The following is a 19,668-nucleotide window of genomic DNA, read 5'->3' on the forward strand; positions in this document are numbered from 1 at the left end:
GTTCCGCGATTTCTGCGGGTTCCATCGTGGGTGCGGTGCTTCCTGTGTGGCGGTATGGGGTGGTGTCAGGGAACGTAGCGGGCCTGGCCGCTGACGCCGTAGGCGGCCATCATGATGCGCCAGTACTGGACTGCTTCCTGGTTGTTGGTGACGGTTTCGACGCCGCGCATCTCCGTGTTCCGCGGGTCATGCAAGGCGGCGGCGTACTTGCGAAGCTCTACTCGGTCCTTGTCGTAGAGGAAGTCTCGGTCACCGGTGGCATGGTTCTTGCGGAGATCTTCCAGAGAGCGGTAGCAGCGCTGGTCCGGTTTGTTCACGTACTTCGCTTCGACGGCCATCCCGTCGACGTCGCGGAATCCGTCCACCATCAGCGTGCTATTGGGGCTGAGGCCCGGCGGGATGTGGACTTCATACTCGGGATAGCCGGCGACCCGCCGCTGGTAGGCGACCTCGGCCGGCCGGCCCCCGGAGAAATCGCCCTGACGCAGGGAGTCCAGCCACATCTGGAAGTTGTTCCGCTGCCCTGGTGTGAGTGGAGGGAAGCGGGGGTTGGGCGGTGTGCCCGGAGGGATGGGCTGCACGCGCGGGCCGTTGGCCGGGCGGAAGACGGCAGGGACCAGGAGCGGGACCCGAGTTAGGGGTGCCAGGAATGGGGGCAGCCCGGGCACGGCGCTGTCGTTGTCCGGCCGCGGCATCTTCACCTTCGCCTTTGAGCTGTCCAGAGCTGGCGGGATCTTGCCGAGCGCCGCGATCTGCATATCACTGGTGACGAGTTCGTGCAGTCCGCCGTCGTGACCGTCCCCTCCGAACCGTGGCTGCTCCCACGGCCAGAGGGCCTCGCCGGTGGGGTCGGTCTCCTCATACGGCAGCCGCCGTTTGGCGGTCTCTATGTGATCGGCATAGGCGTCGCATGCTTTGGCGATCATCGTGCAGGCGGTGGGCAGGTTGGCCATGAGGGTCTCGTCCTCGCTCACCTCGCTGGGCGGCGAGCTTTTGCCGACGAACTTCCTGAAGAACTCCTCGACCCTGTCGGCGGTCTGGCCGACCTCGTCAAGGGTGGCGCGCTGCCATGCGGACTCGGAGTCCCAGTACGCGTCATGGAGAATCTTGGCCGCGGCCCTCCAGGTGCCCGCCACGGCACGGCACTTGTCCGGCTGGCCGAGGAAACGCTCGTTGAACAGGTACTGATCAACGCCGCTGGTCTCACCGACGACCTCGGGCAGGTCCTCGGCGTGGTGACTGCCGAGCGGGGAGCAGTCTGGGCCTGACGGCTGCGCGCCGACGTCCGGGCCCTGAGGGCTTTGACCGAGGAGCTCGGCCGCGATATGGCTTTCCTGCCGCAGGTATGCCTCGGCAGACTTGAGCAGCGCCCCCGCCCCGTTGGCCATCACCTGATGAGCGAACCCGGCCTTGTCGAAGACGGTCTTCACGGCCGCCTTGTACACGGTAGCGAAGGCCCGGCCCGCTTCATCGTCGCCGGCCATGCCCCCGTGCTCGCTGAGTTCGGTGGAGAGCAGGCTGAGCATGTTGTAGATCAGGTCCCGCAGATCTACCAGCGACCAGGATGCATTGACGAAGTTCTCGGTCTGATGCCGAAGATCCAACATCCCTCCCCGCGAAGCCTGACATGCACTCAGGGAAACCGTACACGGATGCGAATGGGCGCCCCAGAACACCGATGACCTCGCGCCACATGGATTCCTGCAAGACCCAGGTGAACACCTTCAGGTTTCGGCGCGAGGGCACTCGTGATCGCTCACCCGCCCGGCGTCGAAGCCGTGGCTCGTGCCAGGGCGATGGTGGGTCCTGCGGCGGGCGCGCCTGTGGACCGGTTTATCGCTGCTGGGCCATGAACCAAAGGCGATGAGCGGCTTGTGCCCACGCGGCCTCAGTATCCGGCCCGTCGTACACCGCCTCCAGCTCCGCCAGAAGGGCCTGCCCCTCGGCGAAGCGGCCCACGGCAAGATCCAGCCAGACCAAAATGACGCGATCATCTGCGAAATGCGCCCCTCCCGCTGCGACCACGGTGTAGGCCGCCCAAGCGGCCTTGGGCAGGTCATCATCCGGAGAAGGAAGGTTGTCGCCGGATGAACGCATGAGGGTGTCTACGCGATGCAGGGTGGCCAGCGAGGCCGCATCCGCCAGGGCCGGCAGCTTGGCACCTTGCAAGGCTCGGGCATCCCCATCCACCAGGTCGTGCCACGAGCGCCCCTGCAACTGGAGCGATTCGCCGGCGTCCAGAGCTCTGTCGTCGGGGACGCAGCCATGCGCGAGAAAAAGATGGGACCGCTCAGTGCTCACGGCGCGAGCCGTGGCCACCGCACCCAGCGGATACATCCACGCAGCCTGCAGGCCGGTCTCCTCCGCCAGTTCGCGGCCGGCGGCGTCCGCTGGTTGCTCGTCCTCCTCGATGAGGCCCCCGGGCAGATCGGTGATCGTGCCGTGCAGGTAGTGATCTTGGGCGACCATCGCTACCTGGCCACGGTGGATGGCGAGGACGCGCACCGAGTCCGGCGCGGCTACGTGCGGGTATTCCACGGTGACGCCATCGGGCCGTACTGCCTGATCAACCGTGAGCCGGATGCGGCTGTGCGGTCCGCCGGCAAAGAGGATCCGGCTGTGCCGCTTGCGCCATTGGCCGTCACTGTTCATGCTCGGGAACCCTATCGGCCCGGCGGCTGGAGCCTGCCCGTAGAGCGATCGGGGGCCTCTATACAGGCTGTGCGGGTGAGCCAGATGCACGGCACCGTTTCGGATCGGCGGAGGCAGCGTCCTGGATGCCCTCGTACGGCAGCGATCATGATCCAGAGCCCAGACCACCCGGATCGTGTTGGCAGACATCCATGGTTACGCGGTCGATGGTGTCCAGCAGGCGGCGACCCTCCTCCGTGAGTATTAGGTCCCGGTCGGCTGAGTCGACGAGCGCGGTCATCCCACGGATCAGGTAGCGCGTGAGGGGCCCGCCGGCGTAGCGGGGGCGTCGGCCCTCCGGTGTCAGACGTACCTCCCGCAGTGCCCGTCGCAGCCGCATGGAGCGGGTTTCCCGCTCTTCGCGTCGCGCCACTGCGCGGGCGAGGGGGAGAAGGTTGTTGTCGGGGATCGGTGCGTGCATCAAAGCCCGCAGGTCGTGCGCCGTGCTGGTGGCGGCACTGTTGTCGACGAGGTCGGTGACCCGGTCCCGGTATATGTGGTGGGCCGTGTGGTGCTCAATGATGAGGTCGTTGAGTTGGCGTAGTTCCGAGGTGGCGTCGGAGTGCCACAGGATGAGTCGCTTGAGCACGTTCACGGCCCAGGGCGCGTCGGAGGTCGCACGGAACGGACTGGAGCAAGGACATTGCAGGGTCAGCGGCCCGCCCCAGGAGCCGACGACAGTGAGCTGCTTGTAGTTGCCGCAGGGACACGCGAGCGCCTCGACCCCTTCTTTGGGCAGATACGACGGTGGTGCGAACAACTCATCGGCCATGACCCTGTTGTGCCAGTCGGCGTGAGCGTCGTGCCATTCGACGAGGATCAGGCGCGGAGCGGCAAACCGCCATTCGGCCTCTGCAGCGGATCGAGCAGGGGCAGGATCGAACGGTTCCGGCTCGCTGTATGCGTCGTCCAAGTGCCCGGGCTCCTTCGCAGTGAGTCTTTTTCACGGTAGCGCTCTGGCTTATGCACGTGCAGCTGCACTGGACACCTAACTGGCTATGACGCCAGGAGGATTGGTGCCCGTGACCATCAAGCTGCCTGTTCTGGCGGTGTGTTCAGTGGCTGGGATGGCCGGTGTACAGGTCGAAGCACAGGGTGCCCAGGGTGGAGACGAGCTCTTCCAGGGCGCGGATGTACGCGCGCAGTGCGAGGGGAAGGTGGGTGCGTTCCCACCGGGCCACATCGTGTTGCCGCTGTGCCCACAGCTCTTCAAGGCCGGACAGGGCCGGCGTGCTGTCGTCCAGGGCGTTCCAGACCAGACCGATCGCCAGGCCGAGGGGCTGTGCGGGGTTAACGTCGAGTTCGGCCTCGCCCCTGTGGTGGTCCTGGACGGTCCGGAGTGTGGCGCGGAGGTGTCCGATCCGTACGGCCCGCTGGATCCAGGCCGGCCCGCCGATGTGGGCGGGCAGTTCGGGGCTGTCGGGGGGCGCCTGGAGCGTGGGCAGCAGTTCGGCCGCGGCCTGCCGGGCCTGGGCGTGGGGTGTCCACTCTCCGGCGTGCAGTTGGGCTTTGGCGTCGGCGACGGCCTTGGCGGCGTAGTCGACGGCGGACTGCCACCGCGGCGGCTGTCCGTCACGGAACGGTCCGGACTTCAGGTCCCGGCAGCGGTCGCCCAGCAGCAGCGGCGCGGGCTGCAGGCTGGTGGTGTCCTGGGTGTCGCGGAGTTCACGGTTGTCGTGCAGGTCGCGGAGCTGATGCCAGGTCGCGATCCCCCGGGCCGCATCCAGCAGTTCGTCCTCCCGCTCCCGCAGCTCCTGCCAGGAGCCGGTGACGGGCGCGGGGTCCCAGCCGGGCAGCGGGTCGGCGAAGAGCCGCTCGTGGAGGGCGCCGCCCAGCCACCACAGGGGGTGGGTCAGATCCACGTCGTCGACCAGCCGCCCCTCGCGGCGGGCCGCACGCCACACGGCCAGCGCCAGAAGCCGGTTCGCGGGCAGCCACGTGTCCTCGCGCTCGCTCACCGCCTCGGGAGTGGAGGAGGCGCCGGAGGCGTACAGGTCGAGGTCGTCGGCGTGGTAGCCGATGTGCCGTTGGGTCAGGACCCATGCCTGGCGCTCGGCCCGGGTCCAGGCATCCAGACCGTAGGCGCTGCGGTGCATCTCCTCCCACGCCTCTTCGTCCAGAACGACCTGCAGCGCCGCGGTGCGCCAGATCACCGTGTGGTCGGCAGCGGGCTCGGCCAACTGCACCTCGTAGCCGTGCGGCAGGGGACCGCCCGACAGGTCGCGCCGTTCGTCGTCGAAGAACCAGGCGGGGGCGATCACCGTGCCGGTGGCGTCGTCGAACTCCCCGCCGACGCCCTCCACTTCGGTGCCGGCCGCCAAGGGCCCGTGCAGCTCCTCTTCCAGGGCATGACAGACCGCGTCCACAGCCAGGCCGCGGCAGACCACGACGGCCGGCTCCGCGGAATCGCGGGCGAGACCGCGCGTCATGCCATCCCACCGATCCTTCGAAAGAGGCTGGTGGGGGTCGGCGAGCCAGGTGCGGGTCAGCCACAGCCAGGCGGCGAGGACCGGATCGCTGCTGTCGTCCACCGTGGCGGGGTCCGTGTCCGTGGCCAGGGCCAGCTCCTCGCCGACCAGGGGGATGGCGAGTTGTCGGACACCGCCGTCCAGGCGCGACAGATGCCACAGCAGCGACCCGAGCGTCACCGCCTCCACGCCGCCCGCGCTCTGGCGGCCCAGCGCGGCTAGGGCGATGGCCAGCACGTTACGGGTGCCGGTGTACTCCCAGTTGTTGTCGGTGACGGCCATGGCGGTGGACGCCAGTTGCTGCGCCCTGGTGACTGCCAGAGTCCACTGCCGCTCTGTCATGCCGCGCCTTCCTCAGCCGACGAGTTCACACTGTCTCGCTGCCGCATACTCCCACGTGGCCCGAACAGCGGGTGCACCCCCGTATCCGTATCTCGTCAGGGGGCACCACGGTACGGCGCACCCATCGAGGACCGGCGCCGCTCGACAACTGGCCCCTGTCCGCGTTCCAAGCCGCTGGCGGCACGGACACCACGTCCCGCCCGGACTGGCCTTTACCGGCTGCGCATGGAGCGGGTCACTCCGGGCTCAGGCCGCCACGGTGCCGGGCCGGCTGGTCGGGCCAGCGGGTGTGGTCGAAGTCGTGCACCCGCACCCGGAAGAGCTGACCGTCTTCGACCAGGTTCACATGGAAGGGACGCACCGGCTCGACCGGGGGCACAGCTGGACGGTCACGGTGCTGTTGCATTGCCATCTCCAGCCAGCCGGCGAGTTGGGCCGCGTAGTCGTCCAGGTTTCCGCTCCTGGGCGGCAACGCGGTCTGCTGGCGCCCGTACGACGGGTTGGCCTCGCGGTACGACCACTGCAGCCAGCTGTAGAGCAGGGAGGGAAATAGCTCCACCGGGGGCGAGGGAGTCTCGCTGGTCATGGTGAGCAGCATGCCGCGGTCGTCGTCCGGCGGCGCGAGGGCCGAGCGAAGCCCGATGCGGCAGGTGCTCTCGTCGATCAGAGCGCCGGCCGTACGCGCATAGGGCAGCTGCGCCATGAACCGGTCCACGACGAGTTCGGGCGCCTCACTGGCGCCCACCCAGGCGGCGACCGCTGGTGACGTCAACGCCGCACGCGGGAGCGTCCCGGCGCCGTGCCCGCTGTCGGTAGGGCGGGGGGTCACAGTGGTCAGGAAGCGGGTCAGCAGTGTCTGATCCGGTTGCGGAAGCGGCTCGGGCGCGTGCCGGCCCAGGTGGACGGTCAGCTCCGAGCCGGTGTCGTCCACGACGTGCGCGTCGATGCGGGCGTGTCCCGTCCACAGTCGCTCGCCACGGGCTGCGTCCTGCATCCAACACCCTCCTGCCTGCCGGTGCTTGAGCCACCGTACGCCATACCCTTCGCCGTCTTCGCCGATGTCACAGGCGGCAGCTGCACCCCTGTTCCCCGGGTGAACGCCCCGCCACGCCGCGATCCTGGGAATCTGGCGCGGTGGCTTGCTCTGCCGTCTTCGCCGGTCTGTGTGCGGTCGCCGACGACGAACTCACCAGAGTGACGTCGCAGGGGATGCAGAGCAACACGGGCCATTCTCAAGGACGATGAACGTGCCTGCTGTCGATCGAGGCCGAAGAGGGGGACGGCTTGAGGAACTCCGAGAAGCGAATCGCCATGCTGGACGTGCTGTGGGAGCACGAGCAAGCCGCGCACGGGGCGTGGGCGCTGGACCACGCGGTGCCCGTCCCGGTCCAGCAGCAGGTGGAGGCGCTGGTGGGCGAGGGACTGGTCGAGCTGGCGGACAGACAGATCCGCGCGGAAATGTCCGCGCGCCTGTCCCGGCCGGTGCGCTGGGCAGCGCGGCTGACCCCCTACGGCCGTGACGTTCGCACCTACGCGCACGCCCGCCCGCCGCAGCCCACCGGCGGACCCGAACCCGGGCCCGGAGAACAGCTCGTGGAGCTACGGCCGGCCCAGATGGACGCCGTACGGGTCTTCGTCAGCCTCGCCCGCGACCTAGCCACCGGACCGGCCGAGGGACTCGCCGAGCGGGTGCGCACCGCCCCGTTCAGCCGGAGCGGCAACTGCTGGCAGCTGTGCCTGACCGAGGAGCAGACCACCTCGGTCGCCTACGCGCTCTACCTGCACCGGCTCAGCCGCTCGGAGGCCGAGGCCAACCGCTTCGCCCGCGACTACAACATCGTGTACCGGACCGTCCCGGCGACCGGCACCCCGGTCCCCGTCATTCTGGGCCGGCGCACCAGCGGCGCGGACGATGCATGAGCCCTAGTCCCCATGGTGCTCGGGCGCGTGTCCAGGTGGGCAGGGGTGCGCCGGGCGGCTGCCCGGCATCACCGCCCGGACAAGCACACGGTTCAGGAGTGCACGGCCGAGGGCGGCGCAGGCGGCACCTCATGCGGTCCGGGCAGGTAGGTCTGCTGCAGCGACTGCAGCCACGCGGGAATGTCCGCGGAGCCCAGCGTGTACAGGTTCTGCTCGCGGCGTGGCTCGATGACCTGACCGGACTCGTGCGCGTGCACGGTCTTCGCATCGGTGCCGCAAGCCCACCATTCCGCCGGGAGCCGGCTGCCGTAGAGCGTGCGCTCGGCGGCGTACCGGTACTCGATGGTGAGTGACTCCACGTACAGCAGCTGGTCGTCCGGGGCGGTGGACTCGGACAGGACGTTGTCCAGACGCCAACGGGTGTAGGGGTGATGGCCCTCAGCGAAGCGCACCGTGACGTGCTTGACCATCTCCACGGTCCGGGCCCCTTTGGGCCCCCACCAGGACTCCTGCCAGGACACGTCGACCTCGGCGACCTGGATGTCGTCGTTGGCCAGCTGATAGCGGCCGTAGGACGGATCGTCCTCGGGGCGGTAGGTGACGACGTACCGCTCATTCGGCCGCGGTGAGGGGTCGGTCGGGTGGTCCCTCGTCGGGCCCTGCACGTGCACCGCGGCGAGATGCGGCACCCGGCCCGCCCAGGTGGCGTAAATCCACTTGCCCAGCTGCCAGGCCCCGCAGTCCATCGCCAGTGAGTCGTCCAGCGTGTTCAGGTACTGGAGGTGCAGGTGCTCGTCGATCCAGGCGTCGAACTGGGCGAAGGCGGTGTGCACTTTGGCCGACTCGTCGTCGGTGAGGTTGTCCTCGGCGACGACCTCCAGCTGCACCGTCCACTGATGCTGGTGGGGATGGTGGCATAGGTGCCAGGACGGCAAAGTCTGCTGGGTGTGGACCGCGGCGAAGTCGCCTTCGCGGGTCAACGTCATCATCGGCTTCTCCCCACAGACTTCGATCAGGACCGGCCTGAACGAGCCGCCGCAGGACCCCGTGTTGTGGACGGCCTGGGGCAGCCCGTCAACGCCCTTGCCCTAGACGGTAGACGATCACAAGGCACCGCTGTGATCGAACACCGAAGTTTGCCGGAAGACTGGCGGCCCGGCTCGTGCTGGTTTGTCGTTCTCCGCCACCGATGTGTGCGAACATCTTCCAGCGCAGCCAGCGGCCGGGCAGAGGGGTGAAGCCGGTGATCACCCACGCCACCAGGCCAAGGGTGACGGCGATCTGGACAGCGGACAGCACGGAAGTGTGCATGGGCAGGAACCTCCGGGTGGGGAGGGTGAAGGTGGAGAGGGGCGGCTCCCGCGCGTTGGGGCGCCCGGGGTCAGTGCTCGGGCTTGGGGGGCCGCTGCATCAGCGTGGCCGCGGCCTCGTCGAGAGTGACCTTCTCGTGCAGCAGGGCGGAGATGACTTCCGTGATCGGCATCTCGACGGCGTGGGCGCGGGCCAGGGCGAGGATCGCTTCGGCGGATTTGACGCCCTCGGTGGTCTGCCGGGTGGCGGCCGTTGCCTCCTCGACGCTCAGCCCCTTGCCGAGGTGGTGCCCGAAAGTGCGATTGCGCGACAGCGGCGAGGAGCAGGTGGCCACCAGGTCACCCAGTCCGGACAGGCCGGCGAGGGTAGCCGGGTGGGCGCCCATGGCCACCGCCAGCCGGGTCGTCTCCGTCAGCCCGCGGGTGATGAGCATGGCCTGTGCGTTGTGGCCAAGTCCCATGCCGGAGGCGATGCCGACCGCGAGGGCGATGACGTTCTTCACTGCCCCGCCCAGCTCGCAGCCGGTTACATCGGTGCTGGTGTAGGGGCGGAAGTAGCCCGTGTGACATGCCTTTTGGAAGCGGTGGGCGGCGCCGTCGTCGGCGCAGGCGATGGTGGCTGCGGCGGGCTGGCCGTCCATGATCTCGCGGGCCAGGTTCGGGCCGGACAGCACTGCGACCCGGTCCGCGCTGACGCCGGTCACCTCGGTGATGACCTGACTCGCCCGCAGATGGCTGCTCTGCTCGATGCCCTTCATCAGCGACACGATCACGGTGTCGGGCCCGATGTGCGGCGCCCACGCGGCGAGGTTGGTGCGCAGGGTCTGCGCGGGGATGGACAGCACCAGGAAGTCCGCGCCGTCCAGCGCGGCGGCTGGGTCGGTCGTCGCGGTCAGGGCGGCGGGCAGCTCCACGTCCGGGAAGTAGCCCGGGTTGCGGTGCCGGGTGTTGATCGTGTCGGTAATCTCGCCGCGGCGGGCGTGCACAACAACGTCGGTGCCGGCGTCGGCCAGGATCTTGGCGACGGCAGTGCCCCAGGACCCGGCCGAGAACACCGCAGCACGGGCCAAACGGCGCTGGGTCACGCCTGGGTCCTCTCGTCGGGGTGGCCGGGCCCGGTTATCGTATCGGCCACACCGGGTGCGGCCGGGGCATTCGTGCCGCGCCGCAGGGTCAGCAGGACCGCGCGGCATCCCGGCAGTGTGGGCGATAGCCACGGCAGTAACCTGGCCCACGACGACTGTGCCCTTGCATGCAACGCAGCGGGTGGTGGCTTCGAGCAGTTGCCGTCCGTAGGGCGGGCACAGGGTGCAGCCGCCGCGCCCCGGTCCGGGGCGCGGCAACAGGGGGTGGTGGGGTCAGCGGTCGGTGGACAGGGCCAGAAGCTCGGCGAACAGGCCGCCGCCGTGGGCGAGTTCGTCGTACGTGCCGTGCTCGGCGATCCGGCCGTGTTCCATGACGATGATCCGGTCGGCGATCTTGGTGTTGACGAGCTGGTGGGTCACTACGATCGTGATCCGGTCTGCTGCGATGGTCTTGATCTCTTCGAGGATGGCGTGCTCGCCGCGGGCGTCCATCTGGCTGGTCGGCTCGTCCAGGATCAGCAGGTTTGACCTGCGGTACAGGGCTCGTGCGCAGGCCAGACGCTGCCACTGGCCGCCGGAGAGTTCCGTGCCGCCCCACAGCTCCCGGGCCAGCAGGGTGTCCAGGCCGTCGGGGAGTTCCTCGACGGCCTCGCGCAGTCCGACCTCCTCTAGGGCCCGCCACACCAGGTCATCGCTCAATTCGCGGGGCTGGCCGAGGGTGACATTGTCGCGGACGGACAGCGGCCACTGGGCGAAGTTCTGCGGCACCAGCCCGGACAGGTCCCACAGGCCGTCGGGGTCGATGTCGGCGACGTCCCGGCCATTCCACAGGACGCTTCCCTTGTCCGCGAGGAAGATCGCGGCGAGCAGCCGGGTGAGCGTGGACTTGCCCGAGCCGTTTTCGCCGACGACGGCGAGGATCTCGCCGCTGCGTACGGCCAGTGACACGCCAGCCACGGCCGGGGTGTCCTTGCCCGGATACCGGTAGACGACCTCGTCGAGTCGGATCTCCTCCACGGGCCGGCTAGGCGTGAAGTCGCCCCGGTCGGGTGCGCGTTGGGCGGCGTAGTCGAGGAAGCCTGCCATGTCGGCGAGGTAGAGGGAGGTGTGGAACATGGCTGCGCCGTAGATGACGAGCTGGCTGAGGGCGGCGAGCGCGGTCTGTACTGCGATGACGGCGGTCGCGGCGATCGACGGCTCGATCCGTCCGCTGGCTGCGAGCCAGGCGAGCGCCGCCCAGGTGGCGACGAGGAAGATGCCGCCGATTGCCGAACTGGCGAGCACGATCCGCAGCATCTTCGGTGCCGCGGCGAGGGTACGTGCGTCGATCCGCTCCGAGATCGACCGGTACCAGAACACCAGGTACGAGGTCATGCCGTTGGCGCGGATCTCGTCGGTGAACTTTGCGCTGGTCGCCCAGCCGCGCAGGTTCTGCCGGACGTTGCGGTCGCCCACGTTGGCGTAGTGGGTCTCGTAGTTGACGCGGGCGTGCAGTACCGCGCCCACGCCGGCGGGGACGACGGCGAGCAGCAGCAGTGGCAGCAGCACGGGGTGCAGCACCGACAGCACCCCGCTCGCGCTGACCATGCGGACGACAGCGGCGGTGAAGCGGGTGGCGTCCTGCACCATCACGTGGCTGCGGACCACCCCCATCTCCGCCGCCTCCTGCCGGTCCGCGCAGCCGTCCTCCGCTCGCGCGGCGGCCTCCATCCGGCACACCGCCGCCACCAGGGCGCAGTCGGACTCGGTCGTCAACCGTGGAGTGATCCTGCCGTCCGCGTACGAGGACAGGGCGGTCGCCACCCGCCCCGCCGCCGACGCGCAGGCGATGACCAGCAGAGCCGGCAGTGCCTGATGGAGCCGGTCGGCCACCTCGCCGGCGGCGAGGATCCAGTGCATCGCGCGGGAAGTGGCGGTGAGCAGGACGGCGGCGCTCACACCGATGGCCAGCTGGCAGCCCGCCAGCAGCAGCACGGCCCGCCGGTCGATGGCCCACGCCATCCGCGCGGTCTGCGCCAGTACCGACGGAAGCCGTCGGCACATCTTCCCGAACGACGCATCTGTCAGAGGATTCTTGGCATGCCGGCCTCCGTAGCGCAGCTCGGCAGGCGGAGGAGGCGGCAACCGGCGCGGCGCCACGGCTTCAGACGCCGCCGTGGGCGTCGGCTCGGCACTCACGCGCCACCTCCCAGACCTGGCCGGGGGACAAACGCAAATGGTCCTGCGGTCGAGGGGTGATCATTCGGGGCAGCCTGAACTACGGGCAACTGGGCACCTCCAGTGCCGACTTGGGGGAACGGCTGATGATGACCGGAACAACGACGCCACGTCTGGCCTCGAACGCGTGTGTTTGAGCCGTATCCACAGCCGCCCAGTCTCGCGCCGCGCAGGCGGCCGACGTTGAGTGGCGCGGGCCTCCCCGACCGTGGCGGTGGCCGAAACGCCGATGGTTCACCCCGGACGTTTCCGCCGAGGCGGGTGGGAAGCTGCCCTGCCCGCGTGCATGCGGCCAGAGCCGTATGCGGCTGCGTGATCATGTCCGCGTCCGGCTGTGGCTCAATGCGCGGCCCTCGGCGCGCTTGCGCTGACGGCATCAGCGGATACGAAGTGCCCTTTGGGGTTGCGGCAATACAGGAGTCCCTCCGCCTTGAGGGCGTCAACTGCCTGCCTGGCCAGCCATGTTCGGGTGCCGGATTGGGCAGCGATCTGGGCCACGCTCGGTATCCGCTGGCCGGTTGGGTAGGTGCCGTCAGCAATCCGCTGCCTGATCCCTGCCGTGATGTGCTCAAGCATGTCCCGGTTCGAGCCCGGCCCGGGCCATGTCTCGCATTGGCCTTCGCTCGTGCGCGCATGAACATCGGGTCCTGCTGATGGGTTCAGCGGATCGAGGACCACCGTCCCGCGCCCGCGCCCGGGAACACCGACCAGGTATCCCTGCCCTGTCAGTGCTCGGCAGGCGACGTCGACGGTCGATCGGCTGACGCCGAGTTCCTCCGCAATAAGCCAGCGTGCAGGAAGCACGGTGCCCACCGGGTAAGTGCCGTCCTTGATACGGCCGAGAATCAGGACTGCGACGCTGTCCCGCAGCCTGCGTGCCTCGTTCGCCGACACCGGCCTTGGCTTCATTCCGCTCACGATGCACCAGCGGGGCGTCGGGCGAGCAGGAGGGTGAACACCGTGCTTTCCACCAGGGGGTGTCCGCCGGCGTAGGCGTCGAGCAGCGCCCGGGCGTCGGCTTCGAAGGCGGTGTGACGCTCCCCGAAGAGTTCTGCACCCGCGAAGGATGTGGTCCGTAGATAGCCGAGCACGTCCTTGGGCGTCCAGGTGCGGGCCACGGGAATGCGGTGCTGGGTGACGTCGCTCCACGCGGACGCGGCGAGGTCCGCCTCGTACGGGCGGCGCGGCTCGGTGTAGGTGCCGTGGGCGCCCGCCCGGCGCCGGGGGCCAAGGTAGCGCTGGATCAGCTCGCGTAGGGCCCGAGTCCAGTCGGCCTGGTGCGTCCAAAGGCTTCCGTCCCCCATGATCGCCACCGTGGCGTCGGGGGCGGCGACCCGGTCCGCCATCGCCAGCACGTCCGGACCGCTCATCCAGTGGTATGACCGGCAGAACGTGACCAAGTTCGGCGCCCGCACTTCTTCATTGGGCAGCGGGGTAAGCGGAGCGTACACGTCGGCCATGGTGTGGACGAGGGTGAGTGTGCAGCGTCCGAGAAGGGGGGTGAGCGCGGCGCGGGCCTGGTCGAGCATCGGCCGACTGACGTCGACGGCCTCGATGTGCGCGAGGCCGGGAACGGCGTCCAGGAGGGCCAGGGGGACTTGTCCGGTGCCGGTGCCCAGGTCCAGCAGTGTGGGGTCGGGGCGCCCGTGGAGGGTGTCGGTCAGCAGGCGTACGGCCTCAGCGGGCAGCCCGGGCCGGTAGCAGGCGTAGTCGGTGGCCGCCGCCGCGAACAGCGCCTCCTTCTCCGACGATAGGCCCGGGAAGGGCTGGTCGGGATAGGTCACGAGGATGCTCTCCTATGGGGCAGACGGAATGCTGGCAGGTGTCGGGACGGACGGCCCCGGGGTAATGCGGCTGCTGGGCGGTCACGACTGACGATCTTGATGTGCCGAGGCGAAGTCATGATTTTCCAGGGGGTGTCGTTGATCGCGTGTGGCACAAGGCCAGAGAGCCGACTGTCGTCGCACGCAGGGCCGCTGTCTCCCCTATGGGCCAGGTTGTGGGCCGGAGGGTTGGTCTTGGCTCCCGCGGTTGGCGGCGGCTGCCCGTCTGGGTCGGCATGAGATGCCGTGCGCTCGCTCCAGCCTGCGCAGCAGCTCCTGCAACTGGCTGACCAGCACCAGCAGGTGTTCGTACGCGAGGTCTGCCCGCGGTCGGGAGCCTGCGCGGACCTCGATTCGCTCAATCAGCTCGTGGAGGTCGGAGCGCTCCCTGTCGCCGAGCCGTGCGGCGAGGGCCTGGCCAAGTGGGATCAGGGTCGGGGCGAGCTCCTCCAGCGTGGTGAGCGTGTCGGCGACGGCACGTGGGGCGGAGACGATGCCCCGGTTCGCGATGCTGTCCAGCTCCCGCCGCGCCTCGACCAGCAAAGCGGAGATATCTCGCTCGGCCGTAGGGATGGCGGCAGTTGTGCTCGTCATGGAGGTGCTCCGTGTCAGTTGAGTATGAGTGGGAGACGCAATGCTGCCGTGCGTGACCTGTTCCATGGCTGGCCGTTGTCGGCACGCCAGTTCGGACGGGTGAAGCCTGGATGGGGCGGCAGGTGCTGAGTCGGACCGGGCTGTTGAGGGGGGCGCGGGTGCCCGGAGTCAGGCGGCTGCGCTGGTCGGTGGGAAGAGCGAGGTCTTGGCGGAGAGTCGCTGGGACCACTGGATGGGAGGGCTGCCGAATTCTGTTTCGGCCAGCCGCTGGCGTTGGACTTCACCGGTGCCGGCGGGCGCGTAGGTGCACTGGATGTCCCGCCACAGCCGCTGGAGGAGGTAGTCCCGTCGCAGGGCGTGGGCGCCGTGCAGGCGCATGGCGGTTTGGCCGGATTCGACCGCCCATTCGTCGTTGAGGTACTTGGCGTTGATGAGTTCGCCGTCGCAGGTCTGACCGTGGTCCAGCATGAGGGCGGACTGATGAGCGAGGGCACGGGCCGCCATCAGCCGGGACTTCATGACGGCGACCCGGTCACGCAGGACGGGAAGGTCTGCGAGGGTGCCGCCGTAGCGCTCGCGCTCGCTGAGGAAGGTGGTGGTGCACTCCAGGATCGCTTCGTGGAGGCCGAGGGAGAGCGCGGCGAGGTTGGGCCGACCGTAGAGGATGCTGCTGCTGTAGGCGATGTCCTTGCCGTCGCCGACTTCGCCGATCACGTTGGCCTCGGGTATTCGCACCCCGTCGAAGGTGAGTTTGCCGAAGCTGAAGCCGTGCAGGCCGAGGGCAGGTTGGTGGGGTTCGACGGTCAGGCCCTTGCGGTCGTGTTCGACGAGGAAGGCTGTTAGGGAGCGGGAGCCGGCCTCGTCGGCGGGGGCGGTGCGGGCCACGACGCAGTGGACGTGTGCGATGTGGGAGTTGCCGATGTGGGCCTTGCTGCCGTCGATGATCCAGTCGGTGCCGTCGCGGCGGGCGGTGGTTTCCATGCCGAGCACGTGGCTGCCGGTGTTCTCTTCGGTCACCGCGATCGACAGCAGCGTGTCCCCGGCGGCGATCTGGGGCAGCAGCCGGGCCTTCTGCTCGTCGCTGCCGAAGTGGATGAGCATCGATACGGGCAGCTGGCTCGCCTGCAGGATGGCGCCGACCGCGCCGGAGGCGCGCGCCATGCTCTGGATCATGAGGGTTTTCGCGAGGTGCCCTGCGTGCATGCCGCCGTACTGCTGGGAGATGGTGGCGCCGAACCATCCCTGTTCGGCCATGAGCAGGGCCAGGTCGCGTTCCACGGTGTGGGGGGAGGACTCCATGTGCTGGACTCGGGGGGTGACTTCCGCGGCGGCGAACTCGTCGAAGTGCTGGACCAGGGCGTCGTAGTCGGGCGTGAGATCCGGAGTCGTGGACGACATCGTGGGCATCGTTGTCTCCCCCTCGGGGTGGTGGTCGCGGGTGGTGCGGCCGGGCACGCAGGCGTGTTACGAGCTGGTACGCCGGTAGAACTCGGTCATGAACAAGTCGCGGTAGTGATCGATGAGGGCCCATAGCGGGCGGCCTTCCGAGCGGTGTCGCGGCTCGGTGCCGACCACGCAGACCGTGCCCCAGACGTGGTTCGTGCGCTCGTCGATGAGGGGGGCTCCCCCGTACACGCGGACGCCGATCTCGTCGACGACCGGATTGCCGGCGAAGTCGTCGAAGTCGAGGACGTCGGTCAGGACCAGCGAGCCCCGGCGCTGGACGACGTGCGGGCAAAAACCGTGGGTCAGCGGCATGGTGCGCCCGACCACGGGCAGTTCGCTGCCGCCGGGGTTGGCAAGACCGAGGAAGAACTGCTCGCTGCCGACCCAGTTGAGCATGGCGTAGGGGGTGCCCGCCGCGTTGGCGACCTGCTGGGCGAAGGCGTCGAATGCGCCGACGGGCGGAGCCGCGGGGTCGAAGAATTCGGGCAGGTGGCTCTGCCAGTCGATGTCCTGGCCCGCGGTGGACAGGAGGTCGGACGGAGCGTGGGGGTTCACAGCTGTGCTCCTTGAAGGACGGAGGTGGGGGCATGTGGGCGGGTGAGTGCGTGGTCGATGAGATGGGCGAGTACGCCGGCCGCGTCCGCTCTCTTGCGGGCATCGCACAGCACCACCGGAACCGTGGCCGGCAGGGCGAGAGCAGATGAGACCTCGGCAGGGTCGTAGCGGCAGGCGCCGTCGAACTCGTTCACGGCGACGACGATGGGCAGACCCAAGTTCTCGAAGTAGTCGACCGCGGGAAAGCTTTCGTCGAGGCGGCGGGTATCTACGAGGACGACCGCGGCAAGGGCTCCTCGGCTGAGCTCGTCCCACATAAACCAGAACCGGGTCTGCCCAGGGGTGCCGAACAGCATCAGGACGGTATTCAGCTGGGGGAAGGTGATCCGGCCGAAGTCCATCCCGACGGTCGTCGCCTTCTTGTCGAGGAGCAGCGAGAGGTCGTCCACGCCCTCGGAGGCGGCCGTCATCACGGCCTCGGTACGCAGCGGGGCGATCTCGGAGACGGCGCCGACAAAGGTGGTCTTGCCGACACCGAACCCGCCGGCGACGACGATCTTGACAGAGTTGGGCTTCGCGCCGCCGAGCGGGCGCGGCAGTGGGAGGTCAGAGCTTGAGGAGTCCATCGCGAATGGCCTTCAGGAGAGCAACGTCGGGAAGGTCAGTGGAGCCCGTGGCGGTCACAGCGTTCAGCGCACCGATGTCGATCAGCCGGGACATGAGGATCCTGGTGATCTGGAACGGCAGCTTGATCAGGGAGCTGATCTCAGCGACGCCCCGGGGCTGCTCCCGGCACAACGCCATGGCCTGTTCGGCTTCCGGTGGCTGGCCGGAGGGCGGTTCTCCCTCGGCCCACAGCAGCGTCTCGACCTGCAAGTCGTGGGTGGGCGTGGTCTGGCCGCCGGTCAGGACAAAGAGGCTGGGGCCCTCGGCGTCCTCGACGGTCCAGGCCGGGGCGCTTGCGGCCGCCATCTCACTGGCCGTCACCGGAAGGGGCCCCGTCCACACGTGCCTGGGTGGCCAGCAGCTCGCCCATCCGCTTGATCAGGTTGACCATCGCGTAGCCGACGGCTCCCTCGTCCGCCCGCGTGTTGGTCAGCACACCCAGCACGCTTTGGACCTTGGCCGGGTCGCGTCCCGCGTTCCGTGCCACCACGTCCGGCGGACTTCCGGCGCTCATGATGAACAGCAGGAATGTGCTCTTCCTGATGAGGACCTGTTCGACGCGCCCCTGGCCGTCGTCGACTCCGTGGGCGAGCGAATAGGCGCCGTTGATCACTGCGGCCAGGCGGTCCGCGAGTTTGCCGTCCATGCTCGGTCCCGCGTGAGCCAGCCGCAGGCCGTCCTGCGAGGCGAGCAGGACGCCGGTCACGTCGGGCAGCTGGGCCAAATCGTTGAGGAGCTCGTCCACAACGGCTTCCGGCTGGACTGCCGTGGAATCGGTGGTCATTGCAATTCTCCGTGTCTCCGTACGCTGTACGGACCGGTGCCCGGGCGTGAGGCCGGGCATGAAGGATGGGTGGGGTGCGCGGCGGGGATCAGTTCGTGCCCTCCTGGGGCGGCTGCGCCTCGCCGGCTGCGGCGGCCTGCTCCGCGCGGTGCACGCCCCGGGTGAAATTGCTGATGAAGGCGGGGTCCGGCGGCGTCTGCGAAACCGGGCCGGCCTCTGGCCGTGCCGGGGTCGCACGATCTTGGGCCGTTGCCTGTGGTGTCCGCTGCGGCAGCTGGGGGCGAGGGTCGGATGTCACGGCGAGCGCAGGCGTTGCCGCGGTCGCCGCTGAAGCGACAGCTCGCTGCCCAGCGGTGGGCTGCGCGCCTCGGTGAGGCAGTTGGCCCGTCCCCGCTGGGGCCGGGGGACTGGGCCGGGGACCGCCGGACGGCCGGGGACCGGGGCGGCCCGCGGTTTGCGCCGCCGGGCCCGGCACGGCGCCAGCGAATCCGTGTGCCTGCGACGCGGGCGCCAGCTCCTTCTGCCAGAGCAGGAGCTTGTCCGGCACCACCACGAGCGCCGTGATCCCGTGCATGAGATTTTTCTGCAGCCGCACGTGGATGCCGTATCGGCGGGCGAGTTTGGCCACCACGAGCAAGCCCGTCTGACGCTGGGCGAGTTGCTCAGCTAGGTCGGTGTCCTGAGGATCGGCCAGCATCCGGTTGCAGCGGTTAAGTTCACCCTGGGCCATGCCGATGCCCCGGTCCTCGATCTCCACGGCCAGACCCGCGGTGACCCTCGTCGCCCGGACGACGACCTTGGTGTCCGGCGACGAGCAGAGCGTGGCGTTCTCTTCCAGCTCGGCCAGCAGGTGGATCAGATCGGGACCGGCGAAGCCCGGTATCTGCACATGCAGGCTGGAGGTGTGCATGCGGACGCGGGCGTACTTCTCGATTTCCCCCGCCGCGCCGCGCAGCAGGTCCACCAGCCCGATCGGCTGGTTCAGCGTGCGCGCCTTCACGCCGCCCAGGACCGCCAGCCGTCCGGCCGAGCGCCGCATGCGCTTGAGGAGGTTGTTGACGTCGTAGACGCGATACAGCATGTCCGGGTCCTGGACCTGGTTGGTCAGTTCCGTCACGATGCCGAGTGCGCGGACGAGCAGCAGGGTCAAGCCGCCGGCCAGATAGACGAGCGCTTGCGTCAGTTCTGTCTGCCGCCCGTTTACCACCGCATGCCAGGCTTCTGCGTGCAGCTGGAGCAGAGCGGCCTCGGCTTCGTTCCACGGGTTCTTCTCGGAGTTTGCCTGTGCCGCGCTGAAGTCGGGCGGGGAAGGCCGCTCGCCCCGGTCGAGCTGCTCCAGAGCATCACTGATGCTCCTGCGCCCTTCATCCACGCCGGATTGGAAGTGCCGCAGCCAGCCCTGCACCGACTCGCTGTACTCGCTGCGCTGCCGATGCAGCTCAGCTGCGGTGCGCACGGCCAGCCAGTCCGCGGAGAACAACACCGTCAGGACAGCGGCTGCTGCCACTGCCCCGATGATCCAGCCCTCCACATGGACGGCTGCCGTCGTGCCGACGGCAGCCGCAGCAGACGCGGTCGCCGTGACCAAGAGGGCGGGCACGAGAACGAGGAGCCGCAGGCGCAGGTGCAGTCCCTTCTCGGTGCGCAGTGGCTCGGCGCCGCGCGCACGCCGGCGCTGGCCACGTCGGTGACCAATTGGTCGCGGGCATGACAGATCAGACATGGGTGACCTCGCGGAACGTGGTCCTGACAGGGGGAGGGAATGGC

The 19,668-nt window shown here is 69.0% G+C and carries 19 protein-coding genes; 1 reads left to right on the forward strand and 18 read right to left on the reverse strand.

From position 1 onward, the window contains the following. Window positions 1-65 precede the first annotated feature (65 nt). The 5 genes from ACFY1E_RS42815 to ACFY1E_RS42835 form a co-directional block, all read right to left on the reverse strand. Window positions 66-1,607: a restriction endonuclease fold toxin-2 domain-containing protein gene (locus ACFY1E_RS42815; protein WP_389086642.1), complete on the reverse strand. Its 1,542-nt coding sequence runs from the start codon at window positions 1,605-1,607 to the stop codon at window positions 66-68. A 226-nt stretch (window positions 1,608-1,833) separates the two neighbouring features. Next, complete coding sequence (locus ACFY1E_RS42820) at window positions 1,834-2,652, reverse strand: NUDIX domain-containing protein (protein WP_389086644.1); 819 nt, start codon at window positions 2,650-2,652, stop codon at window positions 1,834-1,836. A 145-nt stretch (window positions 2,653-2,797) separates the two neighbouring features. Continuing rightward, complete coding sequence (locus tag ACFY1E_RS42825; protein WP_389086646.1) at window positions 2,798-3,604, reverse strand: hypothetical protein; 807 nt, start codon at window positions 3,602-3,604, stop codon at window positions 2,798-2,800. Between the two features lie 142 nt (window positions 3,605-3,746). Then, the gene (locus ACFY1E_RS42830) at window positions 3,747-5,501 is read right to left on the reverse strand and encodes a hypothetical protein (RefSeq protein ID WP_389086649.1); all 1,755 of its coding nucleotides are present in this window, start codon (window positions 5,499-5,501) and stop codon (window positions 3,747-3,749) included. 235 nt (window positions 5,502-5,736) lie between these two features. Further along, on the reverse strand, window positions 5,737-6,495 hold the full coding sequence (locus tag ACFY1E_RS42835) for a hypothetical protein (RefSeq protein ID WP_389086651.1): 759 nt from the start codon (window positions 6,493-6,495) through the stop codon (window positions 5,737-5,739). A 290-nt stretch (window positions 6,496-6,785) separates the two neighbouring features. Between ACFY1E_RS42835 and ACFY1E_RS42840 the strand changes: the two genes are divergently transcribed. Beyond that, window positions 6,786-7,421: a DUF6417 family protein gene (locus ACFY1E_RS42840; protein WP_389086654.1), complete on the forward strand. Its 636-nt coding sequence runs from the start codon at window positions 6,786-6,788 to the stop codon at window positions 7,419-7,421. A 92-nt stretch (window positions 7,422-7,513) separates the two neighbouring features. Here ACFY1E_RS42840 and ACFY1E_RS42845 read toward each other — a convergent pair whose 3' ends face one another. From ACFY1E_RS42845 to ACFY1E_RS42905, 13 genes are all read right to left on the reverse strand, one after another. Beyond that, window positions 7,514-8,410, reverse strand: a complete 897-nt coding sequence (locus tag ACFY1E_RS42845) for a 6-carboxytetrahydropterin synthase (protein ID WP_389086656.1) — start codon at window positions 8,408-8,410, stop codon at window positions 7,514-7,516. A gap of 85 nt (window positions 8,411-8,495) precedes the next feature. Continuing rightward, on the reverse strand, window positions 8,496-8,732 hold the full coding sequence (locus ACFY1E_RS42850; RefSeq protein WP_389086658.1) for a hypothetical protein: 237 nt from the start codon (window positions 8,730-8,732) through the stop codon (window positions 8,496-8,498). A 70-nt stretch (window positions 8,733-8,802) separates the two neighbouring features. Then, on the reverse strand, window positions 8,803-9,816 hold the full coding sequence (locus ACFY1E_RS42855; RefSeq protein ID WP_389086661.1) for an NAD(P)H-dependent glycerol-3-phosphate dehydrogenase: 1,014 nt from the start codon (window positions 9,814-9,816) through the stop codon (window positions 8,803-8,805). Window positions 9,817-10,089: 273 nt separating this feature from the next. Next, entirely contained in the window at window positions 10,090-11,817 is a 1,728-nt protein-coding gene (locus ACFY1E_RS42860; RefSeq protein WP_389086663.1) for an ATP-binding cassette domain-containing protein, read from the reverse strand. Window positions 11,818-12,372: 555 nt separating this feature from the next. Next, complete coding sequence (locus ACFY1E_RS42865) at window positions 12,373-12,942, reverse strand: GntR family transcriptional regulator (RefSeq protein WP_389086884.1); 570 nt, start codon at window positions 12,940-12,942, stop codon at window positions 12,373-12,375. Between the two features lie 5 nt (window positions 12,943-12,947). Further along, window positions 12,948-13,817 (reverse strand): class I SAM-dependent methyltransferase, encoded by an 870-nt coding sequence (locus ACFY1E_RS42870; protein ID WP_389086666.1) that lies wholly within the window; start codon window positions 13,815-13,817, stop codon window positions 12,948-12,950. 201 nt (window positions 13,818-14,018) lie between these two features. Next, window positions 14,019-14,450: a hypothetical protein gene (locus ACFY1E_RS42875; RefSeq protein WP_389086668.1), complete on the reverse strand. Its 432-nt coding sequence runs from the start codon at window positions 14,448-14,450 to the stop codon at window positions 14,019-14,021. 168 nt (window positions 14,451-14,618) lie between these two features. Then, complete coding sequence (locus ACFY1E_RS42880; RefSeq protein ID WP_389086670.1) at window positions 14,619-15,905, reverse strand: acyl-CoA dehydrogenase family protein; 1,287 nt, start codon at window positions 15,903-15,905, stop codon at window positions 14,619-14,621. Between the two features lie 9 nt (window positions 15,906-15,914). Continuing rightward, complete coding sequence (locus ACFY1E_RS42885; RefSeq protein ID WP_389086673.1) at window positions 15,915-16,451, reverse strand: GAF domain-containing protein; 537 nt, start codon at window positions 16,449-16,451, stop codon at window positions 15,915-15,917. Then, window positions 16,448-17,077: an ATP/GTP-binding protein gene (locus tag ACFY1E_RS42890; RefSeq protein ID WP_389086675.1), complete on the reverse strand. Its 630-nt coding sequence runs from the start codon at window positions 17,075-17,077 to the stop codon at window positions 16,448-16,450. Before ACFY1E_RS42890 ends, ACFY1E_RS42885 begins: the two co-directional genes overlap by 4 nt. Further along, the gene (locus tag ACFY1E_RS42895) at window positions 17,058-17,438 is read right to left on the reverse strand and encodes a DUF742 domain-containing protein (protein ID WP_389086677.1); all 381 of its coding nucleotides are present in this window, start codon (window positions 17,436-17,438) and stop codon (window positions 17,058-17,060) included. The genes ACFY1E_RS42890 and ACFY1E_RS42895 overlap by 20 nt, the downstream gene beginning before the upstream one ends. Beyond that, a complete protein-coding gene (locus ACFY1E_RS42900; protein ID WP_389086679.1) occupies window positions 17,425-17,901 on the reverse strand; it encodes a roadblock/LC7 domain-containing protein in 477 nt (158 codons plus the stop codon). The genes ACFY1E_RS42895 and ACFY1E_RS42900 overlap by 14 nt, the downstream gene beginning before the upstream one ends. Window positions 17,902-17,989: 88 nt before the next feature. Next, window positions 17,990-19,624: an ATP-binding protein gene (locus tag ACFY1E_RS42905; protein ID WP_389086681.1), complete on the reverse strand. Its 1,635-nt coding sequence runs from the start codon at window positions 19,622-19,624 to the stop codon at window positions 17,990-17,992. Window positions 19,625-19,668 lie beyond the last annotated feature (44 nt).

Origin of the sequence: Streptomyces sp. NPDC001604 (genome assembly GCF_042893475.1) — a bacterium.
In the GTDB taxonomy this organism is placed as follows: Bacteria; Actinomycetota; Actinomycetes; order Streptomycetales; family Streptomycetaceae; genus Streptomyces.